The following is a 25,479-nucleotide window of genomic DNA, read 5'->3' on the forward strand; positions in this document are numbered from 1 at the left end:
GCCCGGCGGCATTGCGCGCTGCGCGTGGGTGACGGGCATGGCCCGTCACTACCTACATCGAAGGGGCACGGCCATGCTGATCAAACACGCTTTCCTGCGCATCTGCATGACCCTGCTGGCATGCCTGGCGCCATTGCTGGCCTTCGCCACGCCGCTCGACGCGCGCTGGGAATTCCGCCTGCTGCCGGGCAACGCGCAGGTACGTGAACACCCCGAGGCCAGCAGCTGGCGCAGCGCACAGGTGCCGGGCAGCGTGCATACCGATCTTCTCGCGCATGGATTGATCCCGGACCCCTACGTCGGTGCGCCGGAGGCCGGGCTGCAGTGGATCGGGCTGGCGGACTGGGAGTACCGCGCGGACTTCGACGTCGATGCCGGCACCTTGGCGCGGCCACATGCGGAGCTGGTGTTCGAGGGCCTGGATACCTTTGCCGAGGTCGAGCTCAACGGCCAGCCCCTGCTGCGCGCCGACAACGCCCATCGCACCTGGACCCGCCGCGTGGACGGCCGCCTGCGCGCGGGTGGCAACACCCTGCGCATCGTGTTCCGTTCGCCGATCACCACGCTGCTGCCCACGGTGCAGGCGATGCCGCACAGGATCGCGGGCAACTATCCCTCGCCTTATGGCGACGAGCCGAAAGACGCGATGGTCGGCAACTTCGTGCGCAAGCCTGCCTACCATTTCGGCTGGGACTGGGGCCCGCGCTATGTGACCGCCGGTGCATGGCGTCCGGTGAGGCTGGAAACGTGGGACGGGCAACGGGTAACCGACCTGGCCGTTCGCACCGACCAGCTGGACGCCGATGCGGCTGAACTGACCGCGCTGGTCGACGTGGAGCATGACGGCCCGGCCGTATCGGTTCCGCTGCAGCTGGAGGTGCGCGACCCGGAAGGGCACCGGGTGGCGCGGGTGCTGCGCGATGTCCTGCTGCAACCCGGGCAACATCGCGTCGAGGTGCCGGTACGGATCGCCCAGCCGCGCCGCTGGTGGCCGGCCGGGCAGGGTGCACAGGATCGCTACACGGTGCAGGCGTCGTTGGGCGACGGCGACCGCCGCGCGCTGCAGGCCAGCCGACGCATCGGGCTGCGCAGCGTGGAACTGCGCCGTGAGCTGGACGAGGAGGGCGGGCAGGGCTTTGCTTTCGTCATCAACGGACGCGAGATCTTCGCCAAGGGCGCCAACGTCATTCCGTTCGATGCGTTCCCGGCGCGCGTCGATGCGGCGCGCCTGCGCACGATCCTGACGGCCGCACGCGACGCCAACATGAACATGCTGCGCAACTGGGGCGGTGGTTACTACGAGGACGAGGCGTTCTTCGAGCTGGCTGACGAACTGGGCCTGCTGGTCTGGCAGGACTTCATGTTCGGCGGTGGCATGCAGCCCGGGTTCGATCCGGCGTTCCGCCGCAGCGTGGTGGCCGAGGCGCGCGACAACGTGCGTCGCCTGCGCCACCATCCCAGCATCGTGCTGTGGTGTGGCAACAACGAAGAAGAGACGGCCTGGAAGGACTGGGGCCATGGCCGCGAGCTGGAACAGGCCGATCCCGCGTTCGCGGCAAGGGTCTGGCAGGGTTATGTGGACCTGTTCGGCCATGACCTGCGCCAGGTGGTGGCCGAGGAAGGCCTGGGCGTTCCGTACTGGTCCAGCTCGCCGGGCAACGACCTGGATGTGGCCGCCAACGACTCCACGCGCGGCGACAAGCACTACTGGCAGGTATGGGGCAATCCGGCGTTGCCGGTCAGCGCGTACCTGCGCGAGACGCCGCGCTTCATGTCCGAGTACGGGCTGCAGTCGTGGCCGTCGCAGGCGATGGTCGACCGTATCGCGCCGCGTGCCGGGCAGCGCATCGACAGCCCGGTGATCCAGGCGCACCAGAAGTTCATGGCGGGGCTGGGCAACGAACGCCTGCTGCATTACATCCGTGCCGGCTACGGCGAGCCGGCGGACTTCCCCGCGTTCCTGTACCTGGGGCAGGTGATGCAGGCCGAGGGCATCGCGCTGGCGGCGCTGCATCATCGTGCATCGCGTCCGTACACGATGGGTTCGCTGTACTGGCAGCTCAATGACGTGTGGCCGGGTGCCTCGTGGTCCGGCCTGGACCATGACGGGAACTGGAAGCCGCTGCATTTCCAGGCGCGTCGCTTCTTTGCCGAACTGGCGGTGGCAGCGCTGCGCGACGAGGGAATCACCCGCGTCAGCCTGCTCAACGATACGCCTCGGCCGCAACGGGTGCAGTGGCGGCTGCGGGTGTTGGACGTGGATGGGCGGCAGCTGGACATGCAGGAGCAGGCGTTGGTGCTTGCGGCGGGTTCGGCGACGGAGGTCGGGCGTTTCAGCGATGCGCGGCTGCGCGGCGATGCCGATCCTGCGCGCACGCTGGTGGTGGTGGAGCTGCTGCAGGAGGGCCACGTACTGTCACGCCAGCTGGTGCATTTCGTCGAGGCGCGCGACCAGGCGTTGTTGCCCGGGCAGCTGGAAGCGGGCATCCAGGGCGAAGGCACGGAACGGGCCGTGGTGCTGCAGGCGCGCGGCCTGGTGCGGGCCGCGTGGATTGATTTTGGCGCGCTGGCTGCAACGGTGGACGACAACCTGCTGGACCTGTTGCCAGGCGAGCGCAGGGTGATCGGCCTGCACGCCGATGCCGATGCCGATACGTTGCGCGCCGCGTTGCGCGTGCAGACGTTGGGCGATGTGATGGTTGGCCGGCGGTGACGGGCATGGCCCGTCACTAACGGTGGGGCATGGCCCGGGGGCCTGGGCCGCCTTTAAAACGCTATCTGCTGGAAGTTTTCTGCGCGGTCGTGGCCGTGCGTGGCTTCGCCGGTGCGTGGCAGGGGATAATCGTCCAGCCGATCCAGCAGGCGCGTCTGCAGGCCTGCTTCGCGTGCGGCATCCAGCTCTTCCACCACGTCGGACAGGAACAGGATCTCGCCGGCCGGCACGCCGATGGACTGCACGATGCGGCGGTAGCTGTCGGCCTCGCGCTTGCCGCCGACTTCGGTATCGAACCAGCCCGACACCAGCGCGGTCAGGTCGCCGTCTTCGCTGAAACCAAAGAACTGCTTCTGCGCCGGTACCGATCCGGAGGAGTACACGTACAACGCCAGTCCGGCGGTGTGCCAGCCTTCCAGTACGGCGGCAACTTCGGGGTAGAAGTGCGCCTTGTAGGCGCCGCTGCGGTAGCCCGATTCCCAGATCATGCCCTGCAGCGCCTTCAGCGCGGTGTGCTTGCGGTCCTGGTCGATCCAGCCCTGCAGCGTCTCGGCCACCAGGCTGTCCTGGCAGGCCCCTCCGATCTCCACCGCCACCGTGTCCAGCCAGCGGCGCACCTGCGGTTCGTCGCCGTGGGTGGCGATGAAGTCGGGCAGCGCCTTGCGTGCATAGGGGAACAGCACGTTCTTGACGAACGAGATGCTGCTGGTGGTGCCTTCGATGTCGGTGAGGATGACGCGCGGCTGCATGGATCAGGAGGCCTGGGTAGGAATGTAGCGTGGGAACTTCTGCGCGATGTCGGTGCCGGTGAAATGGCCTACCCAACCATCGGCTTCGGTGAAGAAGCGGATCGCCACGAAGTTCGGCGCGTCGCCCATGTCGAACCAGTGGGTGGTGCCGTCGGGTACGGCGATCAGGTCGTCCTTCACGCACTCGATCTCGTAGACCTTGTCGGCCACGTGCAGGGTGAACAGCCCGGAGCCGGCGACGAAGAAGCGCACCTCGTCTTCCTTGTGGAAGTGTTCGTCGAGGAACTTCTTGCGCAGTTCGGCGCGGTTGGGGTTGTCCGGCGCGATCGAGGCCACGTCCACGCTCTTGAAGCCGCGCTCGGCGACCAGGCGGTCGATGTCGGCACGGTAGGCGGCGAACACCTCGTCCTGGCTGGCACCGGCGGCGACCGGCTGGGTGGCCTTCCAGCGTTCGAAGGTGACGCCGATCTTCTGCAGCTCGGTGGTGATGCGGTCACCGTCCTGGGTATCCAGCAACGGGGATTCCGGGGCGGTATCGTCGTAGATGCGCAGTCGGCTCATGGCGTCGGCTTGAACGTTTCGGGGGAAGGATAGGGTAGCAGCCCGGCGCACGGGGCCAGATTCCATTGTGGAATCTGGTCCGCGGCGTGCCGGTTCAGCCGCGCAGCTTGCGCAGTTCGAGTTCACACTGGAACAGGAATTCGAAGGCTTCCAGGTGGCGGCGGGCCTCGGCCATGTCACGGCCCCAGGCATACAGGCCGTGGCCGTCGATCAGATAGCCCCACAGGCTTTGTCGGTCCAGCAGGTCATCCACCTGTGCCGACAGTACGTCCATGTCCTGGGTGTTGGCGAAGACCGGTACGTCGATGGCCATTTCGTGGGTACTGTTGCCGGCGAAGGCCTTCAGCAGTTCGTAGCCTTCCAGGCGGATGTGGCCCTGCGCGGCGTACAGGCGCGAGGCCACGGTCTGCACCGGGGAATGGGTGTGCAGCACGCAGCCGATTTCCGGGAAGCGGCGATACAGGTGGGTGTGCAGCAGGGTCTCGGCTGACGGACGCAGCGGACGCCCCACGGCCTTGCCGTCGAAGTCCACCACCATGATGTCGTCTTCGATCAGCCGGCCCTTGTCGCGCCCGGAGACGGTGATGGCCGCGTGGCGGTCGTCCAGGCGATGCGAGAAGTTGCTGCTGGTCGCCGGCGTCCAGCCGGCCTGCGCCAGCTCGCGGACGTTGTCGATCAGCAGCTGTGCCAGTTCACTCAGGCGCTGGGTATCGTACGGAAAAGTAGGCGCGTTCATGCCCACATTGTAGCGCCGGGCCATGCCCGGCGGCTTGTTTTTCACCGCGCAGGGCGCTCGCCGGGCATGGCCCGGCGCTACGGGTTGGTTGCGCGCTTTACTTCCCGCGCAGGCGGCCGTGGTGGTAGCGCCGGGCCATGCCCGGCGGCTTGTTTTTCACCACGCAGGGCGCCACGGGGTCGTCGCGGGCTTTACTTCCCGCGCAGGCGGCTGTGGCGGAAACCGTAGCCGAAGTAGATGGCGAAACCGACCGCCGTCCACACGCCCATCAGCATCCAGTTGTGCACTGTCATCGCCGACAGCAGGGCCAGGCAGCTCAGCACGCCCAGGCTGCACACCAGCCACGCGCCGCGGATGCGGAACGGACGCGGCAGGTCCGGTTGGGTACGGCGCAGTACCAGCACGCCGGCGCAGACGGCGGCGAAGGCGATCAGCGTCCCCATCGAGGTCAGTTCGCCCAGTACGTCCAGCGGGAACAGCGCGGCCAGCAGGGCGATGCCGATGCCGGTGATGACCGTGTTGATGTGCGGGGTGCGGTAGGTCGGATGGATCTTGGTGAACAGCGGCGGCAGCAGGCCATCGCGGCCCATGATCATGAAGATCCGTGGCTGGCCGATGATCATCACCAGCACCACCGATGACAGGCCGACCAGTGCGCCGATCTCCACCACCACGCGCAACCAGCCCAGCTGCGGATGTGCGGCCACGGCGGTGACCACGGGTTCATCGGTGCCCAGCAGCTGGTACGGCACCAGCCCGGTCATCACTGCGGCCATGGCGATGTACAGCACGGTGCAGACCACCAGCGAGAGCATCATGCCGATCGGCATGTCGCGCTGCGGCCGGTGCGATTCCTGCGCCGCCACGGAGACCGCTTCGAAGCCGATGTAGGCGAAGAACACCATCGCCGCGCCGCGCAGCACGCCGTCCATGCCGTACTGGCCCGGGCCCTGGTTTTCCGGGATGAATGGCGTCCAGTTGGAGGGGTCAACGTACTTCCAGCCAGCCACGATGACCAGCACGATCAGCCCGGTCTTCAACACCACCATGGCCATGTTCATCCCGGACGACTTGCGGATGCCGACGTAGCACAGCCAGGTCAGCAGCAGCACCAGGATGGCGGCCGGCACGTTGGCGATGGCGCCGGTGGGGCGCAGTTGGCCATCCAGCGGTGCGCTCACGAATGCAGCGGGCAGGTGGATGTCGAAATGGCTGAGCAGGCTGAGGAAATAACCTGTCCAGCTGACCGCCACGGCGGAGGCGGAGACGCCGTATTCCAGTACCAGCATCCAGCCGATGAACCAGGCGGCCAGCTCGCCGAAGGTGGCATAGGTGTAGCTGTAGGCGCTGCCGGAGACCGGCACCATCGCGGCGAACTCGGCGTATGCCAGTGCGCAGAACGCGCAGCAGATCGCCGCCAGCACGAATGACAGCATGATGGCCGGGCCGGCGTGGTTGGCAGCGGCCTGGCCGGTGATGACGAAGATGCCGCCGCCGATTACCGCACCGATGCCCAGCGCGGTCAGCCCCCATGGGCCAAGGGTGCGGGTCAGGCTGAGCCCGTTGGCGTCTTCATGGGCGGCGTGCGGATGCTTGGTGGCCCACAGTTGCTTGAGCATGTGTGTTGGTCTTGTCGGTGCGGGCAGGCCGTTGGGACCTGCGGGGAAACGTGCGTGGAAACAGACGGGCCGGCAAGGTGCCGGCCCGTCGAAGCATCATGGCGACCTGGCGAGCTTGCTGTTGCGCATGCCGTAGCCGAAGTAGATCAGCAGGCCGAGGATGGTCCAGCCGACGAACAGGTGCCAATGCACCACGAACGCCTGCCAGAACAGGAACAGGCACATCGCCGCGCCCAGCGGGCAGATCACCCACACCAGCGGCACGCGGAACGGACGCTCCAGCTCGGGGCGGGTGTAGCGCAGCACCAGCACGCCGATGCAGACGGTGGCGAAGGCCAGCAGCGTGCCCATCGAAACCAGTTCGCCCAGCACGTTCAGCGGCACCAGGCCGGCCAGCGCGGCGGCGAGGGTGCCGACGATGATCGTGCTCCAGTACGGGGTGTGGAAGCGCGCGTGCACCTTGCCGAACAGCTTCGGCAACAGGCCGTCGCGGGAGATGGTGTAGGCGATGCGGGTCTGGCCCATCATCATCACCAGCACCACCGAGGACAGGCCGGCGATGGCACCGATCTCCACGGCAGTCTTCAACCAGACCAGGGTCGGGTAGGGCTCCAGCGCGGTGGCGACCGGCTTGTCGGTGCCCAGCAGGTGGAACGGCATCATGCCGGTCAGTACCGCACAGACGATGATGTAGACCACCGTGCAGACGGCCAGCGAGCCCAGCAGGCCGATCGGCATGTTGCGTTGCGGGTCCTTGGTTTCGCCCGCGGCGGTGGAGACCGCATCGAAGCCGATGTAGGCGAAGAACACGATGGTCGCCGCGCGGAACACGCCGCTCCAGCCGAACTCGCCGGACACGCCGGTGTTCTCCGGGATGAAGGGGGTCCAGTTGGCCGGGTCGATATGGGTCGCGCCGAAGCCGACGAACAGGCAGATCACCGTGACCTTGATCGCCACGATGATGGCGTTGACGAAGGCCGACTGGGTGATGCCCACGTACAGCAGGCCCGATACCGCTGCCACGATCAGCACCGCTGGCAGGTTGAACAGCCTGCCCGAGCTGACGAACTCCTGGCCGGTCCAGGCAATCGGCGCCGCGCTGAGTGCATCGGGGAAGGGCATGTCCAGGGTGGTGGTGATGAAGCTGATCAGGTACGCCGACCAGCCCACCGCGACCGATGCCGAGGCGAACAGGTATTCCAGCACCAGGCACCAGCCGATGAACCAGGCCATGCCCTCGCCCAGGGTAGCGTAGGAGTAGGAGTAGGCACTGCCGGAGACCGGCATCATCGCGGCGAACTCGGCGTAGCACAGGCCGGCCAGGGCGCATGCGATGCCAGCCAGCACGAAGGACAGCATGATGGCTGGACCGGCGTGGTTGGCTGCGGCCTGCCCGGTCAGCACGAAGATGCCGGCGCCGATGACTGCGCCGATGCCCAGCAGGATCAGGTGTTTGGCCGTGAGCGTCCGTTTCAGGGTGGCTTCGCCGTCCAGGCTGCCTTCGATGGGTTCGCCGGCATCGACGTGTCCGGCTGGCGCGACCGGCTTGACCCTCAACAGAGCTTTCAGCATGCGGTACTTCCCTAAAATGATCATGAGTGGCCGGCGATGCATTGCCGCCGGCACGTCTGGTGGATGAAGGCCATGCGAAGGCCCCGTTGTACCTTAGCCAAAGCTGAAGGGTGCACACAAGCCGCATGTGCAACATTTTGTGGCGATAATGGCCGATATCGTTGCTGAACACGTGTCGGACATGTCGGAAACTGTCGTAGCCCTTGCCGTGCTTGATGATCGCCTGCGTAAACTGCTGCAGGCCCATGCCGCTGAAGTGCCCATGCAAAGCGCACTGGCTGACGAATTCGGCACATTGTTGGATGATCCTGTCGATCCTTTTTTACGCGAACGCGTGGCCGGCCACTTCACTGCCAGCGCCTGGCTGGTCAGCGCAGATGGGACGCGGGTGCTGCTGACCCACCATCGCAAGCTTGGCCGATGGTTGCAGTTGGGCGGACATGCCGATGGCGATCACGATCTGGCGCGCGTGGCGATGAATGAGGCGGAAGAGGAATCCGGACTGACCGGGCTGGTGCTGGACGACCCGGCGATCTTCGACCTGGACAAGCATTGGATTCCCGAACGCGGTGACGTGGCCGGACACTGGCACTACGACGTGCGTTTCGTGATCCGTGCAGGTGCTTCGGAGGCGTTCGTGGTCAGCGAAGAATCGCTGGACCTGGCCTGGCGCCCGGTGGCGGAGATCGCCCACGACCCGCAGGCCGACGCCTCCCTGCAGCGCATGGCCCACCGCTGGGCTCTGTAGCGCCGGGCCATGCCCGGCGGATGGTTGCGGTGCCGCTGCGCTCGCCGGGCATGGCCCGGCGCTACGGTGCGGTGCGTCCCGGCGTTACGGCATGGCGCGTTTCGGTGCGACGGCGCGGCGCGTCCTTTTTTCAGTACAGGACGCGGGTGCGGAGGGTGCCGGTGATGGCGGCCAGCTCTTCGCGTACGGCGCTGGCCTGGGCTTCGCTGGCGGTGATGTCGATCACCACGTAGCCGACCTTGGCGTCGGTGCGCAGGAACTGGCCGTCGATGTTGACGTTGTGCCGCGAGAAGGTTTCGTTGACCTTGGACAGCACGCCCGGCACGTTGCGGTGGATGTGCAGCAGGCGCAGGCTGCCGTGGTGTTCGGGCAGGGTGACTTCCGGGAAGTTGACCGCTGACAGGGTGCTGCCGTTGTCGCTGTAACGCACCAGCTTGGCCGCCACTTCGACGCCGATGTTGTCCTGCGCTTCCAGCGTGCTGCCGCCCACGTGGGGGGTGAGGATGACGTTGTCGTGGGCAGTCAGCGGTGACTCGAACGCATCGCCGTTGCCCTTCGGTTCGGCCGGGAACACGTCCAGTGCAGCGCCGCCGATGTGGCCGGACTGCAACGCGGCATCCAGCGCGCCGATGTCGACCACGGTGCCGCGCGCGGCGTTGATCAGGTGCGCACCGCGGCGCATCTTCGCCAGTTCGGTGGCGCCGATCATCCATTGCGTGGCCGGCGTCTCCGGGACGTGCAGGGTGATGATGTCCGAACGTTCCAGCAGGTCGTCCAGGCTGGCGGCGGCGCGCGCGTTGCCGAGCGAGAGCTTGGCTTCCACGTCGTGGAAGATCACCTGCAGCCCCAGCGATTCGGCCAGCACGCCGACCTGGGTGCCGATGTGGCCGTAACCGATGATGCCCAGCGTCTTGCCGCGTACTTCATGGCTGCCGGCGGCCGACTTCGACCAGCCACCGCGATGGCATTCGGCGTTTTTCTGCGGGATGCCGCGGGTCAGCATGATCGCTTCGGCAATGACCAGTTCGGCCACGCTGCGGGTATTGGAATAGGGCGCGTTGAACACCGGGATGCCCTGCAGTTCGGCCGCGTCCAGGTCGACCTGGTTGGTGCCGATGCAGAAACAGCCCACCGCGATGACCCGCTTGGCTTCGGCCAGTACGTCGGCCGACAGCTGGGTGCGCGAACGGATGCCGACGATGTGCGCGTCGGCGATGCGTGCCTTCAGTTCGTCTTCCGGCAATGCCTTGGAATGCCGTTCGATCTGGCTGTAACCGGCCGCGGTGAATACATCCACGGCGGTCTGGCTGACCCCCTCCAGCAACAGTACGCGGATATCCTGCTTGGGGTAAGAGGTCTTCTTCGGCGACATGGGACGGCACGGCCAGCGGGGACAAGGGCTGACCACTATGCCAGATGGAACGGGCGATGGTGCACTGCGCAATTGGTTGCATCCGTAGCCATCGCGGCAGGCGTCGACGGGGCTGGACGCTGGGCACCGGCACTGGCACGCTTTGCCGTTCTCCGCGCCGTGCTGGAATGCCATGACCGACCTCCGCCTTGCCTCGCTCCGCCAGGCCGTCCCCGACCTGCGGCTGCAGACCGATGCCGCCGACCTGGAGCATTACGGGCGGGACTGGACCCGGCGCTGGACCCCGGCGCCGCTGGCGATCGCGTTGCCGTCGACGGTGCAGCAGGTGCAGGCGGTGATGCGCTGGAGCGCCGCTGAAAACGTGGCCGTGGTGCCCTCCGGCGGGCGTACCGGCCTGTCCGGTGGCGCGGTGGCGGCCAATGGCGAGCTGGTGCTCAGCCTGGAACGCATGAACAAGGCGCTGGACTACGACCCGGTGGACCGCACGCTGGTGGTGCAGGCCGGCATGCCGCTGGAGGCGGTGCACAACGCCGCGCTGGAACACGGGTTGATCTATCCGGTGGACTTCGCCGCGCGCGGTTCGTGTTCGATCGGCGGCAACATCGCCACCAATGCCGGCGGCATCCGGGTGATCCGTTACGGCAACACCCGCGAGTGGATCGCCGGGCTGAAGGTGGTCACCGCCGACGGTGAGTTGCTGGAGCTCAACAAGGGCCTGGTCAAGAACTCCAGCGGCTACGATTTCCGGCAACTGCTGATCGGCTCGGAAGGCACGCTGGGGGTGATCGTGGAGGCGACCCTGAAGCTGACCGACCCGCCGCCGGCCAGCAACGTGATGCTGCTGGCGATCCCCAGTTTCGAGGTATTGATGCAGGTGTTCGCTGCCTTCCGCGCGCGCTTGCAGCTGCAGGCCTTCGAATTCTTCACCGACAAGGCGCTGCGCCACGTGCTGGCGCATGGCGCGCAGGCACCGTTCGACGAGGTCCATCCGTATTACGTGGTCACCGAGTTCGCTGCTGGCGACGAGGCGCAGGAAGCGGCGGCGATGGCGGCGTTCGAAGACTGCATGGGCAACGGCTGGGTCAGCGACGGGGTGATCAGTGCCAGCGACGCACAGGCCGCGCAACTGTGGCGCCTGCGCGAGGGCATCACCGAGGCGGTGGCGCGCTACAAGCCGTACAAGAACGACGTGTCGGTGCGGATATCGGCGATGCCGGCATTCCTGGCCGAAACCCAGGCGCTGATCGGCGAGGCGTACCCGCACTTCGAGGTGGTGTGGTTCGGCCACATCGGCGATGGCAACCTGCACATCAACGTGCTCAAGCCCGATGACACCGGCGATGCGGAATTCCTGCAGCAATGCGAACACGTGACCAAGCTGCTGGCCGCGGTGCTGGCGCGCTTCGGCGGCAGCATATCGGCCGAACATGGCATCGGCCTGGTCAAGAAGGATTACCTGGGCAGCACCCGCGGGGCGGCCGAGATCGCGCTGATGAAGGCGGTCAAGCGTGCCTTCGATCCGCAAGCCCGGCTGAATCCCGGCAAGGTGTTCGACAGCTGACATGCCGCTGATGTCGATGGTCGGTTACGCTCTGCACGATCCTTTCACGAGTAACCGCCGATGACCCGATTGCCCCTTCTCCTGACTCCGCTCGCGCTGGCCCTGCTGGCGCTGCCGCTGGCGGCCGGTGCCTCCAGCTTCGCTGGCACCTCGGCCGGCTCGGCGTCAGGCGCTTCGTCCAATTCCTCGGGCAGCAGCTCCGGCGATGACAAGGTGGTCCTGGCTGCCCGCGATGACGCGGCCGCCTTCGTCGCCAGCGAGGGGCAGATCCGTGGCGTGCGCCTGCAGGCGGCGCTGGCGCACCTGCGCGAGCGTGACGTGGCTGCACGCGAGGCGAGCGACCTGGCGTTGGCGCAGGCACTGCTCGCACGTTGATGGCGGTGGCACGCCGTGCGTGGCTGGCGGCGTGCCTGCTGTGCGTGGCGCCTGTGCTGCAGGCAACCGAACTGGTTTCCGACCCGGCCGGACTGGGCGAGGACGAACGCGCGCGGGCGCAGGCGGTGGTGCAGGGCCTGGCCGAGCGGTTGCCGGGCGGCCTGCGCGATGCGCTGCCGGCGCAGGTACCGGTGCACTGGACCGACGCGCTTCCCGGCCACGTGGCGGGGCGGGCGTTCGCGGGCCAGCTGCGATTGCAGCGCGCACTGTTGGCAGGCGAGGGCGATGCCGGCCTGCGCAGGTTGCAGGCGGCGCTGGTGCACGAACTGGTGCATGTCGCCGACCGTGCTCCGGCCGGTCGCTGGTCACGTGATCCGCGCCTGCGTGAACTGGCCGGCTGGCAGCGCCGACCGTGGAAGCTGGGGCGCAGCGCGAACCATTTCAGCGACCGCAGCCCGGATGCGTATGAGCTGGAGAGTGCGGCCGAGTACCTGGCGGTGAACAGCGAGCACTGGCTGCTGGACGACGATTTTGCCTGCCGGCGTCCTGCGCTGGCAGCCTGGCTGGACCATGCGCTGGGGCCGCGTCCCGCGCCGACGGTTTCCTGCGCGAGCACCGTGCCGTTGCTGCAGGCTGGCGACGAGGAAGGTGCCGTCGAACTGCTGCAGCTCGATCCGGCGCGCGTCCATGCAGTGGATTACCTGTTCGCCGAAGGCGGGCAGGTGGCGATGAGCCGCTGGGGCCACAGCATGCTGCGGCTGGTGATCTGCCGCGAAGGGCGCGAGCCGGGCCCGGCATGTCGCCTGGACCTGGACCAGCACCGCGTATTGTCGTTCCGTGCCTTCGTCGGCGATGTCGAGCTGTCCAGCTGGCGTGGGCTGACCGGCGGCTATCCGTCCCGGTTGTTCGTGCTGCCGCTGCAACAGGTGGTGGACGAATACACCAAGGTGGAACAGCGCGGATTGGCATCGATTCCATTGCAGTTGTCGCCACGGCAGATTGCCGGGCTGCTGGAGCGTACGGCGCAGGTGCACTGGAGTTACGACGGACGTTACTACTTCGTCAGCAACAACTGCGCGGTGGAAACCGCAAAGCTGTTGCAGGCCGGCGTGCCGGCGCTACAGGAACCCGGTATCGAGCGCTTCTCGCCGAGCGGGCTGAGGCGGCGCCTGGGCCGGCTGGGCATGCTGGATGAGTCGGTGTTGGACGACCGTGCCAAGGCGATCCGTGACGGGTTCTATTTCGAATCCAGCGACACGCATTACGAGGTCCTGTTTGCGGCGGCGAAGGCGCAGCTGGCGCTGCCCGCGAAGGACGCTGCTGCATGGATCAAGCTGGATGCATCGGCGCGCGCGCCGTGGCTGACGCAGGGCGGCATGCGCGCGACCGCCGGCCTGTTGCTGTTGGAACAGGCTGCATTCGGCCGGGCCGAGTTGCGCGCACGCGACCGTTTGAAGCGGCAATTGCTGAAGCAGCCCGACAGCGAGGGCGCGCGTAACCTGCAGGTATTGCTGCAGCAGTCCGGGCAATGGCTGCGCCCCGGCGCGATGCTGGAAGGTGGTGGTTATGGCCTGCCCCAGGGCGAGGAACTGGGGCGCCTGCAGCCGCATCTGGCCGCGTTTTCAGAACACTCGCCGCAGGCATGGAAGCAGTTGCGCGAACGCATGCGGCAGTCGCTGCCGCAAGCACAGCGCGACGAGCTGGAGCAGCTGGAAGCGAACCTGGACGTGTTGGGGAAGCATCTCCGGCGACAGGCAGCACCGATGCCGGCCGCTGAAGACTGAATGGGTGGTACAGGCCGTTCCCGCTGTGTTGGGCGGCGCAGTGCTAGGTTAGCTCGTTGTTGATTGAAGACGAGGAGCCGTCAATGCGCCCATCGCTTTTTCTTCTGCCGACTGCGCTGATCGTCGCGCTGGCCATTGCCTGCCAGCCAACGGGTGACCGGCAGCCCCAGCCTCAGCCCGAGACCGCTGCCGCGACGCCTGCCGTCGAGACACCGCCGGCAGAGGCCATGCCAGGTGCTTTCCGCGCCACCGGCAACGAGCCGGGGTGGCTGGCGGTATTTGGCGACGAGCAGTTTCCCGGCCTGCACGTGGAAGTGGATTACGGCGAGAGCACGTATGACGTGGCGACGCCGACGCAGGGTCCGGATGGCTGGACGGGCACGGCAGCGGACGGTACGCCGATCAAGCTGAGCATCCAGCGCGTGGCCTGCCAGGACGACATGAGCGGCCACGAGTTCGAGGCCAGGGCGATGCTCACCGTTGGCGCCCGCCAGTTGCATGGTTGCGGCAATTTCAGCGCGACAAGGTAAATCGCCACGCCGGGTAGCGCCGAGCCATGCTCGGCGGAACGCCAAACCATCCTCGGCGAAATTTCAAACCATGCCAGGCGGAATGCCGGGCCGCGCGCGACGGCGCTGCCCGGCAGCGGGCTCAGTCCGCGCGTCCGGCGAACTCGCCGGTGGCGGTATTGACCAGCACGCGCTCACCGTTGGCGATGTATTCCGGCACCATGATCTCGATCCCGGTATTGAGCTTGGCCGGCTTCGGACGCTTGGTCGCGGTGCCGCCCTTGAGCTCCGGCGGGGTTTCGACGACTTCCAGCACCACGCTGGTCGGCAACTGCACGGCCACCGGCTGGTCGTCGATCACCTGCACGTAGATGCCGGCCAGGCCGTCGGTGATGTAGCCGGCGTCGTCGCCGATCACGTCCGCATCCAGGGTGTAAGGGGTGTAGTCCTCGTCGTCGAGGAACACGAACGCTTCGCCATCCTTGTAGGAGTACGTGGACTGGCGGCGCAGCAGTTCGACTTCCGGCAGGTTGTCATCGGAGTCGAAGCTGGCGTCGAGCTTGTTGCCGCCCGGCACGCTGTACATGATGAAACGGAAGCGGACGTTGCCGCCGCGGCCCTGCGGCGAGCTGCGCTCGATGTCGCGGATCTGGTAGACGCCGTTGTTGTGCTCGACGACGTTGCCCTTCTTGATATCGCTGGCTTTCATGTTCGTATCGATTGATTGGGGAGGGCGCCGTCCCGGCGCCCGGGGGAATCACTTCGGAGCGAGCCGGGTGGCTCCATCCAGGCGGATGGTCTCGCCGTTGAGGTAGGTGTTGCCCAGAATGTAAGCGACCAGGCTGGCGAAGTCTTCCGGTTTGCCTAGCCGCGACGGGAACGGGATCGAGGCAGCCAGTGATTCCTGCACCGCAGCCGGCATGCCATCGACCATCGGGGTCCAGAATATGCCCGGGGCGATGGTGTTGACGCGGATGCCGAAGCGCGCGAGTTCGCGGGCCATCGGCAGCGTCATCGACACCACGCCCCCCTTGGAGGCGGCATAGGCCGCCTGGCCGATCTGGCCTTCATAGGCGGCGATGCTGGCGGTGTTGATGATCACCCCGCGCTCGCCGTCGTCGGCGACGTCATTGTGCTGCATGCGGCTGGCAGCGGCCTTGGCCACGTTAAAGCTGCCGACCAGGTTGACCATCACCGTGCCCTGGAACCCGGCCAGCGGCATCGGGCCGTCCTTGCCGAGCACGCGGCCGGCACCGAGGATGCCGGCGCAGTTCACCGCCACGTTGAGCCCGCCGAGGAAGCCGTGTGCCTGGTCGATGGCGTCGGCCACCGCGGTTTCGTCGCTGACATCGACGCGGAAATAGCGGGCGTTGCCGGCACCCAGTGCCGGCACGGCGGCGGCGCCCTTGTCATCGTTGAGATCGAACAGGGCGACCTTGCCGCCCTGTTTGACCAGGTGTTCGGCCACGGCCAGGCCCAGGCCGGATACACCGCCGGTGATGACGGCTCGCACGGAAGACAGCTGCATTGCACGTTCCTGCAGGTTCAAGAACCGGCGATTCTAGCGGATGGGCGGCGCAACGCCGTTGTGCGCTGCGTTGGCGGACAGGGCGGCGACGGCATCGCGCGAACGGCACCGGCTCATGCGTTTTCCAGCGCCTTGCCGGTGCGGCTGCCGGTGGGCCGGCCGAGCAATGCAGCCAGCCAGCGGCCGATGCCGGCCAACTGCTCCAGGTCGACGCCGGATTCCAGGCCCAGGCCACGCAGCAGGTAGACCACGTCCTCGCTGGCCACGTTGCCGCTGGCACCCTTCGCATAGGGGCACCCGCCGGCACCCGACACGGCGCTGTCGACCACGCGCACGCCGGCCTCCAGGCAGGCGGCGATATTGGCGATGGCCTGGCCGTAGGTGTCGTGGAAATGTACCGCCAGCGCCTCCATCGGCACCTCGCCGGCCACCGCTTCCAGCATCTGCCGCGCCTTGCGCGGCGTGCCGACGCCGATGGTGTCGCCGAGCGATATTTCGTAGCAGCCCATGGCGTGCAGCGCACGTGCGACGCGCACCACGTCGGCCACTGGCACCTCGCCCTGGTAGGGGCAGCCGAGCACGGTGGAGACATAGCCGCGTACGCGGATGCCATCGGCGCCGGCGCGGCGCAGGATCGGCTCGAAGCGGGCCAGTGATTCGTCGATGCCGGCGTTGGTGTTGGTGCGGTTGAAGGTTTCCGAGGCGGCGGTGAACACCGCCACTTCTTCCACGCCGGCGGCGAGGGCACGTTCATAGCCCTGTTCGTTGGGCACCAGCACCGGGTAGGACACGCCGCTGCGGCGGGTGATGCCAGCGAACACCTCGGCGGCGTCGGCAAGCTGCGGCACCCAGCGCGGGCTGACGAAGCTGGTGGCCTCGATGCTGCGCAGGCCGGTGGCCGACAGGCGGTCGACCAGGCTGATCTTGTCGGCGGTGCTGACGGCCTGTTTTTCATTCTGCAGGCCGTCGCGCGGGCCTACTTCGACGATCCGGACGAAATCAGTCATCGCTGCGCCTCCTGGTGGCGAAGTGGCAGGGCAGGGAAAGGGAAACAGGGGTGGTCATGGAGCATCCTGGTCGTGGAGAGGGCCGCGATGATGGCGGCCACGAGGAACCCTGCGCCGCCTGCCAGGTATCCCGGGGGCGAGGCGCCTGGCGGTGCGGAGAGGGGTCAGTCGCCGCGGGCCCATGCGGGCGGGCGCTTGGCCAGGAACGCGCCGAGGCCTTCCTGGCCTTCGGCCGAGACCCGCAGGCGCGCGATCAGATCGGCGTTGGCTGCGTCCAGGGCATCGCGGTCGCTGCTGCGGGCTGCCTGGCGGACCAGGTCGCGGGCGCTGGCCGCCGCTATCGGGCCGGCCTTGCCCAGCAGGTCCAGCTGCCGTGCCACCGCTGCATCCAGCTGGTCATCGGCCACCACGTCGTGCAGCAGGCCGATCCGCAGCGCGGTGGCCGCGTCGAAATGCTCGCCGGTGGCGAACCAGCGGCGTGCCTGGCGCGCGCCGATGGCTTCCACGACGTAGGGTGAGATCACCGCTGGCAGCAGGCCCAGCCGGCTTTCGGTCAGGCCGAAACGCGCCGAATCGGCGGCGAGGGCGATATCGCAGCAGGCCACCAGCCCGACGCCGCCGCCGAATGCCGCGCCGTGGACGCGGGCGATGGTCGGCTTGGGCAGTTCATCCAGGGTCCGCATCAGGCGCGCCAGGGCCAGCGCATCGGTGCGGTTGTCCGCTTCGCTGGCAGCGGCCATGCCACGCATCCATTGCAGGTCCGCGCCCGCCGAGAAGGACGCGCCGGCGCCGGCCAGCACCACCGCGCGCAGGGCCGGGTCGCGGCCGGCCTCGTCCAGCGCCACGGTCAGCGCGGCGATCAGCGCGGCATCGAAGGCGTTGTGCAGCGTCGGGCGGTTCAGGCGCAGGGTCAGGATCACGCCGGAGCGCTCGATCAGCAGGGATTCGGTCATATGCGTGGGGAGTCGTTCGGTACCTGTATGGATCATAGCGGGCCATCGGTCATGGGCCATGACGCGACGCGGCGATGTTAGAATTGATAACCATTCTTACTCACTGAGAAGTGCGCGAGTGACGCTGTCCGATCTTCCTTTGCAAGCCAACGCCGTGGTCGAAGCCGTCCATGACACGCACCCCAACGACGCCATCGCACGCCGCCTGAGGGAGCTGGGCTTCGTCAAGGGTGAGGACGTGCGCCTGGTGGCGCGCGGCCCGATCGGTGGCGAGCCGCTGCTGGTGCAGGTCGGGTTCACCCGCTTTGCGCTGCGCCACAGCGAGGCGGCACGCGTGCAGGTCAGTGCGCTGGCCGATGGCCGCGTGCCGGGGGCGGCCGCATGAGCACCGCCGTGAACATGCCGCTGCGCGTGGCGCTGGTGGGCAACCCGAACAGCGGCAAGACCGCGCTGTTCAACCAGTTGACCGGCAGCCGGCAGAAGGTGGCCAATTACACCGGCGTGACCGTGGAGCGCAAGGAAGGGCGCCTGCGCGCGCCATCCGGCCGCGAGTTCGCCATCCTGGACCTGCCGGGCGCCTACAGCCTGCAGCCGGCCAGCCTGGACGAAGCGATCACCCGCGACCTGTGCCGTGGCTTCTATCCGGGTGAAGCCGCACCGGACGTGCTGCTGTGCGTGATCGATGCCACCAACCTGCGCCTGCACCTGCGCTTCGCGCTGGAGCTGCGCGAGCTGGGCAAGCCGATGGTGGTGGCGCTGAACATGGTGGATGCCGCGCAGCGACGTGGCATCGAAATCGACGTGCCGGCGCTGGAGCGCGCGCTGGGCGTGCCGGTGGTGGAAACCGTGGCCGTGCGCAAGCATGGCGCGCAGGCACTGGTGGAGCGCCTGGACGCGATGGTGCCGCACTTGGATGCGCCGGTGGAGGCGAAGGAAAGCGAAGAGCGGGATTACCACGTGCGCGTGCGCGGCATCCTGGACGCCTCCGTGCGCATGCCCACCCGCACGGCGAAGGTCGATGACACGCTGGACCGCTGGCTGCTGCATCCGGTGTTCGGGTTGGCGACGCTGGTGGTGGTGATGTTCCTGATCTTCCAGGCGGTGTTCGCCTGGGCCACGCCGATGATGGACGGCATCGAAGCGCTGTTCGGCTGGCTGGGCGAGCAGGCCGGCGCGATATTGCCGGAAGGCCCGCTGGCCAGCCTGATCACCGATGGCATCATCGCCGGGCTGGGGGGCGTGGTGGTGTTCCTGCCGCAGATCCTGATCCTGTTCGCCTTCATCCTGGCGCTGGAAGAATCCGGCTACCTGCCGCGTGCGGCGTTCCTGCTGGACCGGATGATGGCATCGGCCGGCCTGTCCGGGCGTTCGTTCATCCCGCTGTTGTCCAGCTTCGCGTGCGCGGTGCCGGGCATCATGGCCACCCGCAGCATCCAGGACCCGCGCGACCGCCTGGCCACCATCCTGGTGGCGCCGCTGATGACCTGCTCGGCGCGCCTGCCGGTGTATGCGCTGCTGATCGGCGCCTTCATTCCCGACGAGAAGGTCGGCATCTTCAACCAGCAGGGACTGGTGCTGTTCGGGCTGTATGTCGCCGGCATCCTCAGCGCGCTGGTGATGTCGTGGGTGATGAAGCGGTGGCGCCGCGACAAGAGCGAGCACCCGCTGATGCTGGAACTGCCGTCCTACCGCATCCCGCATCCGCGCGACCTGGCCGTGGGCCTGTACGAGCGCGGCATGATCTTCCTCAAGCGCGTGGGCGGCATCATCCTGTCGCTGACCATCCTGTTGTGGTTCCTGCTCTCGTTCCCGGGCGCACCGGAAAACGCCACGATGCCGGCCATCGACTACAGCTACGCCGGCCAGCTTGGCCACGCGATGACCGCGATCTTCGCGCCGCTGGGCTTCAACTGGCAGATCTGCATCGCGTTGATTCCGGGCATGGGCGCGCGCGAAGTGGCGGTGTCGTCGCTGGCGACGATCTATGCGTTGTCGGCGCCTGACGACGATGCGGCGATCTCGGCGTTGACGCCGATCGTCAGCGACGGCTGGTCGCTGGCCACCGGCCTGTCGCTGCTGGTGTGGTTCATCTACGCGCCGATGTGCATCTCCACCCTGGCCACCATCAAGCGCGAGACCAACTCGTGGAAGCAGATGGGTTTTGCGACGATCTACCTGTTCGCGGCGGCCTACATCGCGGCAATGATCACCTACCAGGTGACCGTGGCGCTGGGAGGCGGCTGATGGATGCCGGCCTGCTGCTGCAGTACCTGGTGGTGGCGCTGGCGGTGCTGGCCAGCGCGTGGGTGGTGCTGAAGAAGCAGTTCCCCGGCACGGTGCGCAAGGCACGTGGCGTGGTTGCGCTGCGCCTGCTGCGGCCGGGCCGCGCAGGCTGGCTGCAGGCGATGGGCCGGCGTATCGCACCGCCAGCCGGCGGCAGCGGCGGTGCCTGTGGTGGCTGCGACAGCTGCGGGCCGACGGCGCCGAAGCGATAGCAGGGCGCAGGTTGCCGGCAGGTGCCGGTCAGGGCGGTGCCGCATTGGCGCGCCAGGCCGGCGCGATGCCGATGATGGTGGCCGGTGCTTCCGGTGGTGCCGGATGCAGCAGTGCCAAGGGTTCCTGCGGCACTTCGTCGTGGCGGATTTCAAGGTGCAGGTGTGGCCCGGTGGCTGCGCCCGAGCTGCCCACCTGGCCGATGGGCTGGTGGCGCAGCAGGCGGCTGCCGATCCGCAGGCCAGGCGCGAATGCCTGCAGATGGGCGTACCAGCTGCGATATCCATCGCCATGGTCCACTACCACGTAGCAGCCATAACCGGTCTGGCGTTGCTGGATGTCCACCACCGTGCCGGCTGCGATGGCCAGTACGGACGTGCCGCGCGGTGCGGCCAGGTCCACGCCGCTGTGCAGGTGGCGTCGCCCGCGGATGGGATGGGTGCGGCGGCCGAACGGGCTGCTGATCCGGTAGCGGGACAGCGGTTCGGCGAAACGGCGTGCCTCGCCGTCCGGCGCGGTCACCTCGATCGGGTGCATCCAGGCCATGGGAATGGCCTCGGGCAGCACCGGGCCGACGGCTTGCAGGGACGCGTGGCCCGGCAGGCCATCGGCGCGCGCCGCTGACGGCGGCGCCGGCAATCCCGCTGCCGCCAGCAGCAGGGTCATGGCAATGGCGCGCAGCAGGCGCGGGGCATGGGCGGGGCGAAGCAGCATCGTCTGGACCTGCAGGGCATCGGGTTGCTGCGCAGGCTAGTGGCGAAAGGGGCGGCGCCGGTCGTTTCCGGCCGTTTTCAGGACGGGTCTGCAGCCCGGCTGGACCAGTACGACAGGACGCGGCGGATATGGCCGAACCCTTCAGCTGGCGGCACCCGGAGTGTCCGCGGGCAGGTCCAACCAGGCCTTGACCAGTTCGGCATCGTGGGTGAGGCCCAGCTTGCGCATGGCGTTCATCTTCCGCGCGCTCACCGTCTGTTTGCTGCGATGCAGTTGCGTGGCGATTGCATTGACCGTCATGCCCGACACGAACAGCCGGACCACCTCCTGTTCGCCGGGGGTGAGCGGCCTGGCAACGTTGCTGCCCGATCCGCTGGCGCGCTCCAGCAAGGCCTGCATGGCCGGTGAGTAGTACTCCGCGCCGATGCCGGCTGCCTGCAGCGCGGCGGCCAGGTGTCCGCTGGCATCGGCTTTGCCGACCATGTGCCGCACCCCCAACCGGCGGGCCTGGGCCAGGGTGGTCGGCAGTTCCAGCATGGTATGCAGCACCACCTGCAGCCGGGCAGGGTGGCGGCACAACTGCGACAGCAGCGCCAGGCCATCGGCATTGCGGCCACCGGGCATCGCAAAGTCGGTGACCACCGCTTCACAGGGCGTGGTGGACAGCAGCGCCAGCAGTTCGTCCACGCTGCTGGCCCGGCCTACCACCTGCAGGCGCGGGGCCGGACCGAGCAGTGCTTCGATTCCGGCCAGGATGGTGGGATGGTCGTCGGCGATGACGATGCGCATGGGAAGTGGCTGGCAGGTCCTCTGCGCGCAGCAGGCCTGCGCTGCTTCAGTGTCGGCGCTGGCCGTGAACAGGATGTGCAGCCGCGTTGGTTCGACATGGCCGCAGCGCGGGACGGGCAGGACGTATCAGTCCCTTACCAGTCCGCCATCCACCACCAGGTTCTGTCCGCTGACGGCGCGCGACCAGGGCGAGGCGAAGAACAGCACGGCATCGGCGAATTCGGCCGGCGTGGTCACGCTGCGCAGCGGCGTATTGGCGGCGATGTAGTCGAACACCGCTTCTGGCGTGGCGGCGCTGGCATCGGTGCTGCGCAGCAGGCCGCCGGACAGCATGTTGACGGTGATGCCATCGGGGCCGAGATCGCCAGCCAGGGTGCGGGTCAGCGAGAGCAGCGCGGCCTTGGCGGCGGTGTAGTCGTGGTAGGGCACCACCGGATTCTGGAACAGGTTGGTGCCGATGTTGATGACCCGTCCGAAGCGCTGCGCCTGCATGCCTGGAAGCGCCGCCTGCACGGTGTTGAGCGCACCGCGTACGCTGCCGTCGAACTGGGCCTGGAAGCTGGCCCAGCCGATGCGGTCGGCTTTGTCGCGTGCGTCGCCGTTGAACGAAAAGCTGGCCAGGGCATTGTTCACCACCGTGCTGACCGGTTGGCCGAAATGCGCCTGGGCAAGGGCCAGCGCGGTATCGACCTGGTGCCTGTCGGTGACATCGGCCTGCGCCGCCAGGGTGCGTGGGCCCAGCTCCTGCACCAGTGCATGGGCCGCGTCGGCGCTGCGGTGGTAATTGATGATGACCCGCGCGCCCTGTGCGGCGAATGCGCGGGCAATGTGCTGGCCCAGGCCGCGGGCGGCGCCGGTGACCAGCACCAGTTGTTCGGAAATCTGCATCGGGACACCGCATCCAGCGTGGCAAGGGACGCACCAGCGTAGCAACCCGGCGGCCGGCAGGGCGGCCCCCTGTGCAAACGCGCGGGCAGCAGCTAGCCTTCCTGCATGAACCAGACTCCCCTGCGATTGCTCATCCACGGTGCCTCCGGGCGCATGGGCCAGGCCCTGCTGCGGCTGGCTGCCGAAAACACCGACACCTTGCAGGTGGTCGCGGCCTTTACCGGCCGTTCGCCTGCACAACGGGTGGTGGACGGTGTCCCGCATTTCGCTGCCAGCGAACTGTCCGGCGCGCCGGCCTTCGACGTGGCGATCGATTTCAGCCTGCCGGAAGGCTTTGATCCGATCCTGTCCTTGTGCGTGGAGCGCGGGGCGGGCCTGGTATCGGGCACCACCGGCATCAGCCAGGCGCAGCGCGCCACGCTGGACGCTGCCGCTGCGAAGATCCCGCTGGTGTGGGCGTCCAATTTCAGCCTGGGCGTGGCGGTGCTGGACGAACTGGTCGAGCGTGCCGCGCAGGCCCTTGCCGGCTGGGACTGCGACATCGTCGAATCGCACCATACGCGCAAGCTGGATGCACCGTCGGGTACGGCGCTGACGCTGGGCGCGGCGGCCGGGCGGGGCGGGGCGCAGCCGCACTACGCCAGCCTGCGGGCCGGCGATATCGTCGGCGAACACCTGGTGCAGTTCACCGGGCTGGGTGAGCGCATCGAGCTGGTGCACCGGGCCAGCAACCGCGACATCTTCGCCCGCGGCGCGCTGTTCGCGGCCGGGCAGCTGGCCGGCCGGGCAGCGGGGAGTTACCGGGTGCGGGACCTGCTGGCCGGCTGAATGGGTGGGCGGGGGGCGGGTAGCGCCGAACCATGTTCGGCGGAGGCGGCAATAAACGGCCCGCTGCGCTCGCCGACCATGGGTCGGCGCTACCACGGGGCATGCAGCCGGGCGCCGCGTTACGTCCTGCAACGTGGTGCTGGCGCCGGCCCCCGCATGCGTCTACAATTCGCACTCGCCGAAACACGACAGCCGGACCGGTCCTGAACCGTACGTCCGCGCTTTTTTGCAACCGGTTTTTACCGTGCGCGCAGGCGTGACCTTCGGTACCCCTCGGTAGCCAAAGTGAGATTTCCGTGACCCAAGCCGCAATCCTCGTCCTCGAAGACGGCACCGTATTCGAGGGCGAATCCGTAGGCGCGCCCGGCCTGTCCGTCGGCGAGGTGGTGTTCAACACCGCCATGACCGGCTATCAGGAAGTGCTGACCGATCCGTCCTACGCCCGGCAGATGGTCACGCTGACCTACCCGCACATCGGCAATACCGGCATGACCGACCAGGACAACGAAGCGTCCAAGGTGTGGTCGGCCGGCCTGATCGTGCGCGACGTGCCGCGCCGGCCCAGCAGCTGGCGCAGCCAAGTCTCGCTGCAGGACTGGCTGCTGCAGCGTGGCGTGGTGGCCATTTCCGGCATCGATACCCGCAAGTTGACGCGCATCCTGCGCGAGAGCGGTGCGCAGAACGGCGCGCTGATGGCAGGGGACATCGACGTGGAGAAGGCGCTGGAAGCGGCGCGCAAGTTCCCGGGCCTGAAGGGCATGGACCTGGCCAAGGTCGTGTCCACTGAAAAGACCTACAGCTGGAACGAGGGCCAGCTGGATCTGGACGCCAACGCGTTCGTCAGCGTGCCGTCGCAGTACAAGGTGGTGGCCTACGATTTCGGCGTGAAGACCAACATCCTGCGCATGCTGGCCGAGCGCGGCTGTGCGGTGACCGTGGTGCCGGCGCAGACCCCGGCGGCCGAGGTGCTGGCACTGAAGCCCGACGGCGTGTTCCTGTCCAATGGCCCGGGCGACCCGGAACCGTGCGATTACGCGATCGAGGCGATCAAGAGCTTCCTGGATGCGAAGGTGCCGACCTTCGGCATCTGCCTGGGCCACCAGCTGCTGGCGCTGGCCTCCGGCGCGAAGACGGTCAAGATGGGCCACGGCCACCATGGCGCCAACCATCCGGTGCAGGACCTGGACAGCGGCCGGGTGATGATCACCTCGCAGAACCATGGTTTCGCGGTGGATGAGGCGACCCTGCCGGCCACCCTGCGGGTCACCCACCGTTCGTTGTTCGATGGCACCAACCAGGGCATCGCGCGCATCGACGTGCCGGCGTTCTCGTTCCAGGGCCATCCGGAAGCCTCGCCGGGTCCGACCGATGTCGGCCCGCTGTTCGATCGTTTCGTGACCCTGATGGCCGGGGCCAACGCCTGATGCGCATCCCCGCACTGCTGGCTGGGCTGCTGCTGGCCGGCGTCGCTTCGGCGCAGCCGGCCAGTCCGTCGGAGATCGCGGTGGTCATGCAGCAGCTGGGCATGGACCGGCTGGGCAAGGACAGTGCGGCGCTGCTGGTCAGCGTGGCACCGGGCCTGCAGGCGCTGGATGCGGCGGGTCGCGACTGTGCCGCCAGCCAGGTCGGGCAGCTGCTGGACCAGCATTTCCAGCAGCAGATCGCCGGCAGCATGGGCGATGAAGGCGCCGGGCTGATGGGCGAGTGGAAGCAGTTCATGGCCACGCCCGCCGGCGTCGACATGGGACGCACCTTCCAGGCCAGCGCGCAGAAGCAGGCTGGCATCGCGACCGAGGCTCCGCAGGTGGGCGAAGCCAGCAAGCTGGAGATCGGCCGCTTCATGGGGACGCCCGCGTTCCAGCGTTTCATCGCAGGCATCAGCGCCGATGGCGCGATGCCGGAAGACCTGGGCGAACGGATGGCCGGCGCGCTGCAGCGCGAATGCCACATCGACTTCGACCCCGGACAGATTTCCTGATC

The 25,479-nt window shown here is 67.8% G+C and carries 24 protein-coding genes and 1 pseudogene; 12 read left to right on the forward strand and 13 right to left on the reverse strand.

The window, feature by feature from the left end; genetic code table 11:
• The first annotated feature begins 106 nt into the window (after positions 1 to 106).
• Entirely contained in the window at positions 107 to 2,713 is a 2,607-nt protein-coding gene (locus H4O11_RS17455) for a beta-mannosidase (protein WP_182341655.1), read from the forward strand.
• Positions 2,714 to 2,766: 53 nt separating this feature from the next.
• Here the strand turns inward: H4O11_RS17455 and mtnC are convergent, their stop codons facing one another.
• From mtnC to H4O11_RS17480, 5 genes are all read right to left on the reverse strand, one after another.
• On the reverse strand, positions 2,767 to 3,462 hold the full coding sequence (mtnC, locus tag H4O11_RS17460; RefSeq protein WP_182341505.1) for an acireductone synthase: 696 nt from the start codon (positions 3,460 to 3,462) through the stop codon (positions 2,767 to 2,769).
• 3 nt (positions 3,463 to 3,465) lie between these two features.
• A complete protein-coding gene (locus H4O11_RS17465) occupies positions 3,466 to 4,023 on the reverse strand; it encodes a 1,2-dihydroxy-3-keto-5-methylthiopentene dioxygenase (RefSeq protein WP_182341508.1) in 558 nt (185 codons plus the stop codon).
• A gap of 94 nt (positions 4,024 to 4,117) precedes the next feature.
• Positions 4,118 to 4,759 carry a methylthioribulose 1-phosphate dehydratase gene (locus H4O11_RS17470; RefSeq protein WP_182341511.1) on the reverse strand — a complete coding sequence of 214 codons (642 nt, stop codon included), beginning with the start codon at positions 4,757 to 4,759 and terminating at the stop codon, positions 4,118 to 4,120.
• A gap of 191 nt (positions 4,760 to 4,950) precedes the next feature.
• Positions 4,951 to 6,378, reverse strand: a complete 1,428-nt coding sequence (locus H4O11_RS17475; protein WP_182341514.1) for an amino acid permease — start codon at positions 6,376 to 6,378, stop codon at positions 4,951 to 4,953.
• Positions 6,379 to 6,474: 96 nt separating this feature from the next.
• Positions 6,475 to 7,950 carry an amino acid permease gene (locus tag H4O11_RS17480; RefSeq protein WP_182341517.1) on the reverse strand — a complete coding sequence of 492 codons (1,476 nt, stop codon included), beginning with the start codon at positions 7,948 to 7,950 and terminating at the stop codon, positions 6,475 to 6,477.
• A gap of 181 nt (positions 7,951 to 8,131) precedes the next feature.
• Here H4O11_RS17480 and H4O11_RS17485 point away from each other — a divergent pair, with 181 nt between their 5' ends.
• Positions 8,132 to 8,698, forward strand: coding sequence for an NUDIX hydrolase (locus tag H4O11_RS17485; protein WP_182341520.1), 567 nt, complete (start codon positions 8,132 to 8,134; stop codon positions 8,696 to 8,698).
• 130 nt (positions 8,699 to 8,828) lie between these two features.
• Here the strand turns inward: H4O11_RS17485 and serA are convergent, their stop codons facing one another.
• Complete coding sequence (gene serA / locus H4O11_RS17490; protein ID WP_182341523.1) at positions 8,829 to 10,070, reverse strand: phosphoglycerate dehydrogenase; 1,242 nt, start codon at positions 10,068 to 10,070, stop codon at positions 8,829 to 8,831.
• A 172-nt stretch (positions 10,071 to 10,242) separates the two neighbouring features.
• Between serA and H4O11_RS17495 the strand changes: the two genes are divergently transcribed.
• The 4 genes and pseudogenes from H4O11_RS17495 to H4O11_RS17510 form a co-directional block, all read left to right on the forward strand.
• A complete protein-coding gene (locus tag H4O11_RS17495) occupies positions 10,243 to 11,631 on the forward strand; it encodes an FAD-binding oxidoreductase (protein WP_182341526.1) in 1,389 nt (462 codons plus the stop codon).
• Positions 11,632 to 11,691: 60 nt separating this feature from the next.
• Complete coding sequence (locus H4O11_RS17500) at positions 11,692 to 12,006, forward strand: DUF2388 domain-containing protein (RefSeq protein WP_182341529.1); 315 nt, start codon at positions 11,692 to 11,694, stop codon at positions 12,004 to 12,006.
• Positions 12,006 to 13,790, forward strand: a complete 1,785-nt coding sequence (locus H4O11_RS17505) for an Lnb N-terminal periplasmic domain-containing protein (protein ID WP_182341532.1) — start codon at positions 12,006 to 12,008, stop codon at positions 13,788 to 13,790. The genes H4O11_RS17500 and H4O11_RS17505 overlap by 1 nt, the downstream gene beginning before the upstream one ends.
• 233 nt (positions 13,791 to 14,023) lie before the next feature.
• Positions 14,024 to 14,320, forward strand: a pseudogene (locus H4O11_RS17510) (hypothetical protein); the annotation flags it as partial.
• Positions 14,321 to 14,441: 121 nt separating this feature from the next.
• Here the strand turns inward: H4O11_RS17510 and yeiP are convergent.
• The 4 genes from yeiP to H4O11_RS17530 form a co-directional block, all read right to left on the reverse strand.
• Positions 14,442 to 15,008, reverse strand: coding sequence for an elongation factor P-like protein YeiP (gene yeiP / locus H4O11_RS17515; RefSeq protein WP_182341535.1), 567 nt, complete (start codon positions 15,006 to 15,008; stop codon positions 14,442 to 14,444).
• A 48-nt stretch (positions 15,009 to 15,056) separates the two neighbouring features.
• Entirely contained in the window at positions 15,057 to 15,827 is a 771-nt protein-coding gene (locus tag H4O11_RS17520) for an SDR family oxidoreductase (RefSeq protein WP_182341538.1), read from the reverse strand.
• A gap of 113 nt (positions 15,828 to 15,940) precedes the next feature.
• On the reverse strand, positions 15,941 to 16,834 hold the full coding sequence (locus H4O11_RS17525) for a hydroxymethylglutaryl-CoA lyase (RefSeq protein WP_182341541.1): 894 nt from the start codon (positions 16,832 to 16,834) through the stop codon (positions 15,941 to 15,943).
• Positions 16,835 to 16,998: 164 nt separating this feature from the next.
• Positions 16,999 to 17,787: an enoyl-CoA hydratase-related protein gene (locus tag H4O11_RS17530; RefSeq protein ID WP_182341544.1), complete on the reverse strand. Its 789-nt coding sequence runs from the start codon at positions 17,785 to 17,787 to the stop codon at positions 16,999 to 17,001.
• Between the two features lie 118 nt (positions 17,788 to 17,905).
• On the opposite strand from H4O11_RS17530, the gene H4O11_RS17535 reads away from it, so the two are divergent.
• Genes H4O11_RS17535 through H4O11_RS17545 form a run of 3 tightly spaced genes read left to right on the forward strand, consistent with a single transcriptional unit; the run spans position 17,906 to position 20,282 of the window.
• A complete protein-coding gene (locus tag H4O11_RS17535; RefSeq protein WP_182341547.1) occupies positions 17,906 to 18,172 on the forward strand; it encodes a FeoA domain-containing protein in 267 nt (88 codons plus the stop codon).
• On the forward strand, positions 18,169 to 20,031 hold the full coding sequence (gene feoB, locus H4O11_RS17540; protein WP_182341550.1) for a ferrous iron transport protein B: 1,863 nt from the start codon (positions 18,169 to 18,171) through the stop codon (positions 20,029 to 20,031). The genes H4O11_RS17535 and feoB overlap by 4 nt, the downstream gene beginning before the upstream one ends.
• The gene (locus H4O11_RS17545) at positions 20,031 to 20,282 is read left to right on the forward strand and encodes a DUF6587 family protein (protein ID WP_182341553.1); all 252 of its coding nucleotides are present in this window, start codon (positions 20,031 to 20,033) and stop codon (positions 20,280 to 20,282) included. The genes feoB and H4O11_RS17545 overlap by 1 nt, the downstream gene beginning before the upstream one ends.
• Positions 20,283 to 20,310: 28 nt before the next feature.
• Here H4O11_RS17545 and H4O11_RS17550 read toward each other — a convergent pair whose 3' ends face one another.
• The 3 genes from H4O11_RS17550 to H4O11_RS17560 all read right to left on the reverse strand — a co-directional run bounded on the left by H4O11_RS17550 (position 20,311) and on the right by H4O11_RS17560 (position 22,671).
• Complete coding sequence (locus H4O11_RS17550) at positions 20,311 to 20,994, reverse strand: M23 family metallopeptidase (RefSeq protein ID WP_182341556.1); 684 nt, start codon at positions 20,992 to 20,994, stop codon at positions 20,311 to 20,313.
• Between the two features lie 141 nt (positions 20,995 to 21,135).
• Positions 21,136 to 21,783: a response regulator gene (locus tag H4O11_RS17555; RefSeq protein WP_182341559.1), complete on the reverse strand. Its 648-nt coding sequence runs from the start codon at positions 21,781 to 21,783 to the stop codon at positions 21,136 to 21,138.
• Between the two features lie 126 nt (positions 21,784 to 21,909).
• Positions 21,910 to 22,671, reverse strand: coding sequence for a 3-oxoacyl-ACP reductase (locus tag H4O11_RS17560; protein ID WP_182341562.1), 762 nt, complete (start codon positions 22,669 to 22,671; stop codon positions 21,910 to 21,912).
• 105 nt (positions 22,672 to 22,776) lie between these two features.
• Here H4O11_RS17560 and dapB point away from each other — a divergent pair, with 105 nt between their 5' ends.
• The 3 genes from dapB to H4O11_RS17575 all read left to right on the forward strand — a co-directional run bounded on the left by dapB (position 22,777) and on the right by H4O11_RS17575 (position 25,477).
• Positions 22,777 to 23,499, forward strand: coding sequence for a 4-hydroxy-tetrahydrodipicolinate reductase (gene dapB / locus H4O11_RS17565; RefSeq protein WP_182341565.1), 723 nt, complete (start codon positions 22,777 to 22,779; stop codon positions 23,497 to 23,499).
• Positions 23,500 to 23,795: 296 nt separating this feature from the next.
• Positions 23,796 to 24,923 (forward strand): glutamine-hydrolyzing carbamoyl-phosphate synthase small subunit, encoded by a 1,128-nt coding sequence (gene carA, locus H4O11_RS17570; protein WP_182341579.1) that lies wholly within the window; start codon positions 23,796 to 23,798, stop codon positions 24,921 to 24,923.
• Positions 24,923 to 25,477, forward strand: a complete 555-nt coding sequence (locus H4O11_RS17575; protein WP_182341598.1) for a hypothetical protein — start codon at positions 24,923 to 24,925, stop codon at positions 25,475 to 25,477. Before carA ends, H4O11_RS17575 begins: the two co-directional genes overlap by 1 nt.
• Positions 25,478 to 25,479: the final 2 nt, after the last annotated feature.

Origin of the sequence: Stenotrophomonas tumulicola, from assembly GCF_014117215.1 — a bacterium.
Lineage (GTDB): Bacteria > Pseudomonadota > Gammaproteobacteria > Xanthomonadales > Xanthomonadaceae > Stenotrophomonas > Stenotrophomonas tumulicola.

Coding starts and splice junctions, on each gene's coding strand:
- H4O11_RS17455 (WP_182341655.1), top strand. CDS start 107: ATGACCCTGCTGGCATGCCTGGCGCCATTGCTGGCCTTCGCCACGCCG.
- mtnC (WP_182341505.1), bottom strand. CDS start 3,462: ATGCAGCCGCGCGTCATCCTCACCGACATCGAAGGCACCACCAGCAGC.
- H4O11_RS17465 (WP_182341508.1), bottom strand. CDS start 4,023: ATGAGCCGACTGCGCATCTACGACGATACCGCCCCGGAATCCCCGTTG.
- H4O11_RS17470 (WP_182341511.1), bottom strand. CDS start 4,759: ATGAACGCGCCTACTTTTCCGTACGATACCCAGCGCCTGAGTGAACTG.
- H4O11_RS17475 (WP_182341514.1), bottom strand. CDS start 6,378: ATGCTCAAGCAACTGTGGGCCACCAAGCATCCGCACGCCGCCCATGAA.
- H4O11_RS17480 (WP_182341517.1), bottom strand. CDS start 7,950: ATGCTGAAAGCTCTGTTGAGGGTCAAGCCGGTCGCGCCAGCCGGACAC.
- H4O11_RS17485 (WP_182341520.1), top strand. CDS start 8,132: ATGTCGGAAACTGTCGTAGCCCTTGCCGTGCTTGATGATCGCCTGCGT.
- serA (WP_182341523.1), bottom strand. CDS start 10,070: ATGTCGCCGAAGAAGACCTCTTACCCCAAGCAGGATATCCGCGTACTG.
- H4O11_RS17495 (WP_182341526.1), top strand. CDS start 10,243: ATGACCGACCTCCGCCTTGCCTCGCTCCGCCAGGCCGTCCCCGACCTG.
- H4O11_RS17500 (WP_182341529.1), top strand. CDS start 11,692: ATGACCCGATTGCCCCTTCTCCTGACTCCGCTCGCGCTGGCCCTGCTG.
- H4O11_RS17505 (WP_182341532.1), top strand. CDS start 12,006: ATGGCGGTGGCACGCCGTGCGTGGCTGGCGGCGTGCCTGCTGTGCGTG.
- yeiP (WP_182341535.1), bottom strand. CDS start 15,008: ATGAAAGCCAGCGATATCAAGAAGGGCAACGTCGTCGAGCACAACAAC.
- H4O11_RS17520 (WP_182341538.1), bottom strand. CDS start 15,827: ATGCAGCTGTCTTCCGTGCGAGCCGTCATCACCGGCGGTGTATCCGGC.
- H4O11_RS17525 (WP_182341541.1), bottom strand. CDS start 16,834: ATGACTGATTTCGTCCGGATCGTCGAAGTAGGCCCGCGCGACGGCCTG.
- H4O11_RS17530 (WP_182341544.1), bottom strand. CDS start 17,787: ATGACCGAATCCCTGCTGATCGAGCGCTCCGGCGTGATCCTGACCCTG.
- feoB (WP_182341550.1), top strand. CDS start 18,169: ATGAGCACCGCCGTGAACATGCCGCTGCGCGTGGCGCTGGTGGGCAAC.
- H4O11_RS17545 (WP_182341553.1), top strand. CDS start 20,031: ATGGATGCCGGCCTGCTGCTGCAGTACCTGGTGGTGGCGCTGGCGGTG.
- H4O11_RS17550 (WP_182341556.1), bottom strand. CDS start 20,994: ATGCTGCTTCGCCCCGCCCATGCCCCGCGCCTGCTGCGCGCCATTGCC.
- H4O11_RS17555 (WP_182341559.1), bottom strand. CDS start 21,783: ATGCGCATCGTCATCGCCGACGACCATCCCACCATCCTGGCCGGAATC.
- H4O11_RS17560 (WP_182341562.1), bottom strand. CDS start 22,671: ATGCAGATTTCCGAACAACTGGTGCTGGTCACCGGCGCCGCCCGCGGC.
- dapB (WP_182341565.1), top strand. CDS start 22,777: ATGAACCAGACTCCCCTGCGATTGCTCATCCACGGTGCCTCCGGGCGC.
- H4O11_RS17575 (WP_182341598.1), top strand. CDS start 24,923: ATGCGCATCCCCGCACTGCTGGCTGGGCTGCTGCTGGCCGGCGTCGCT.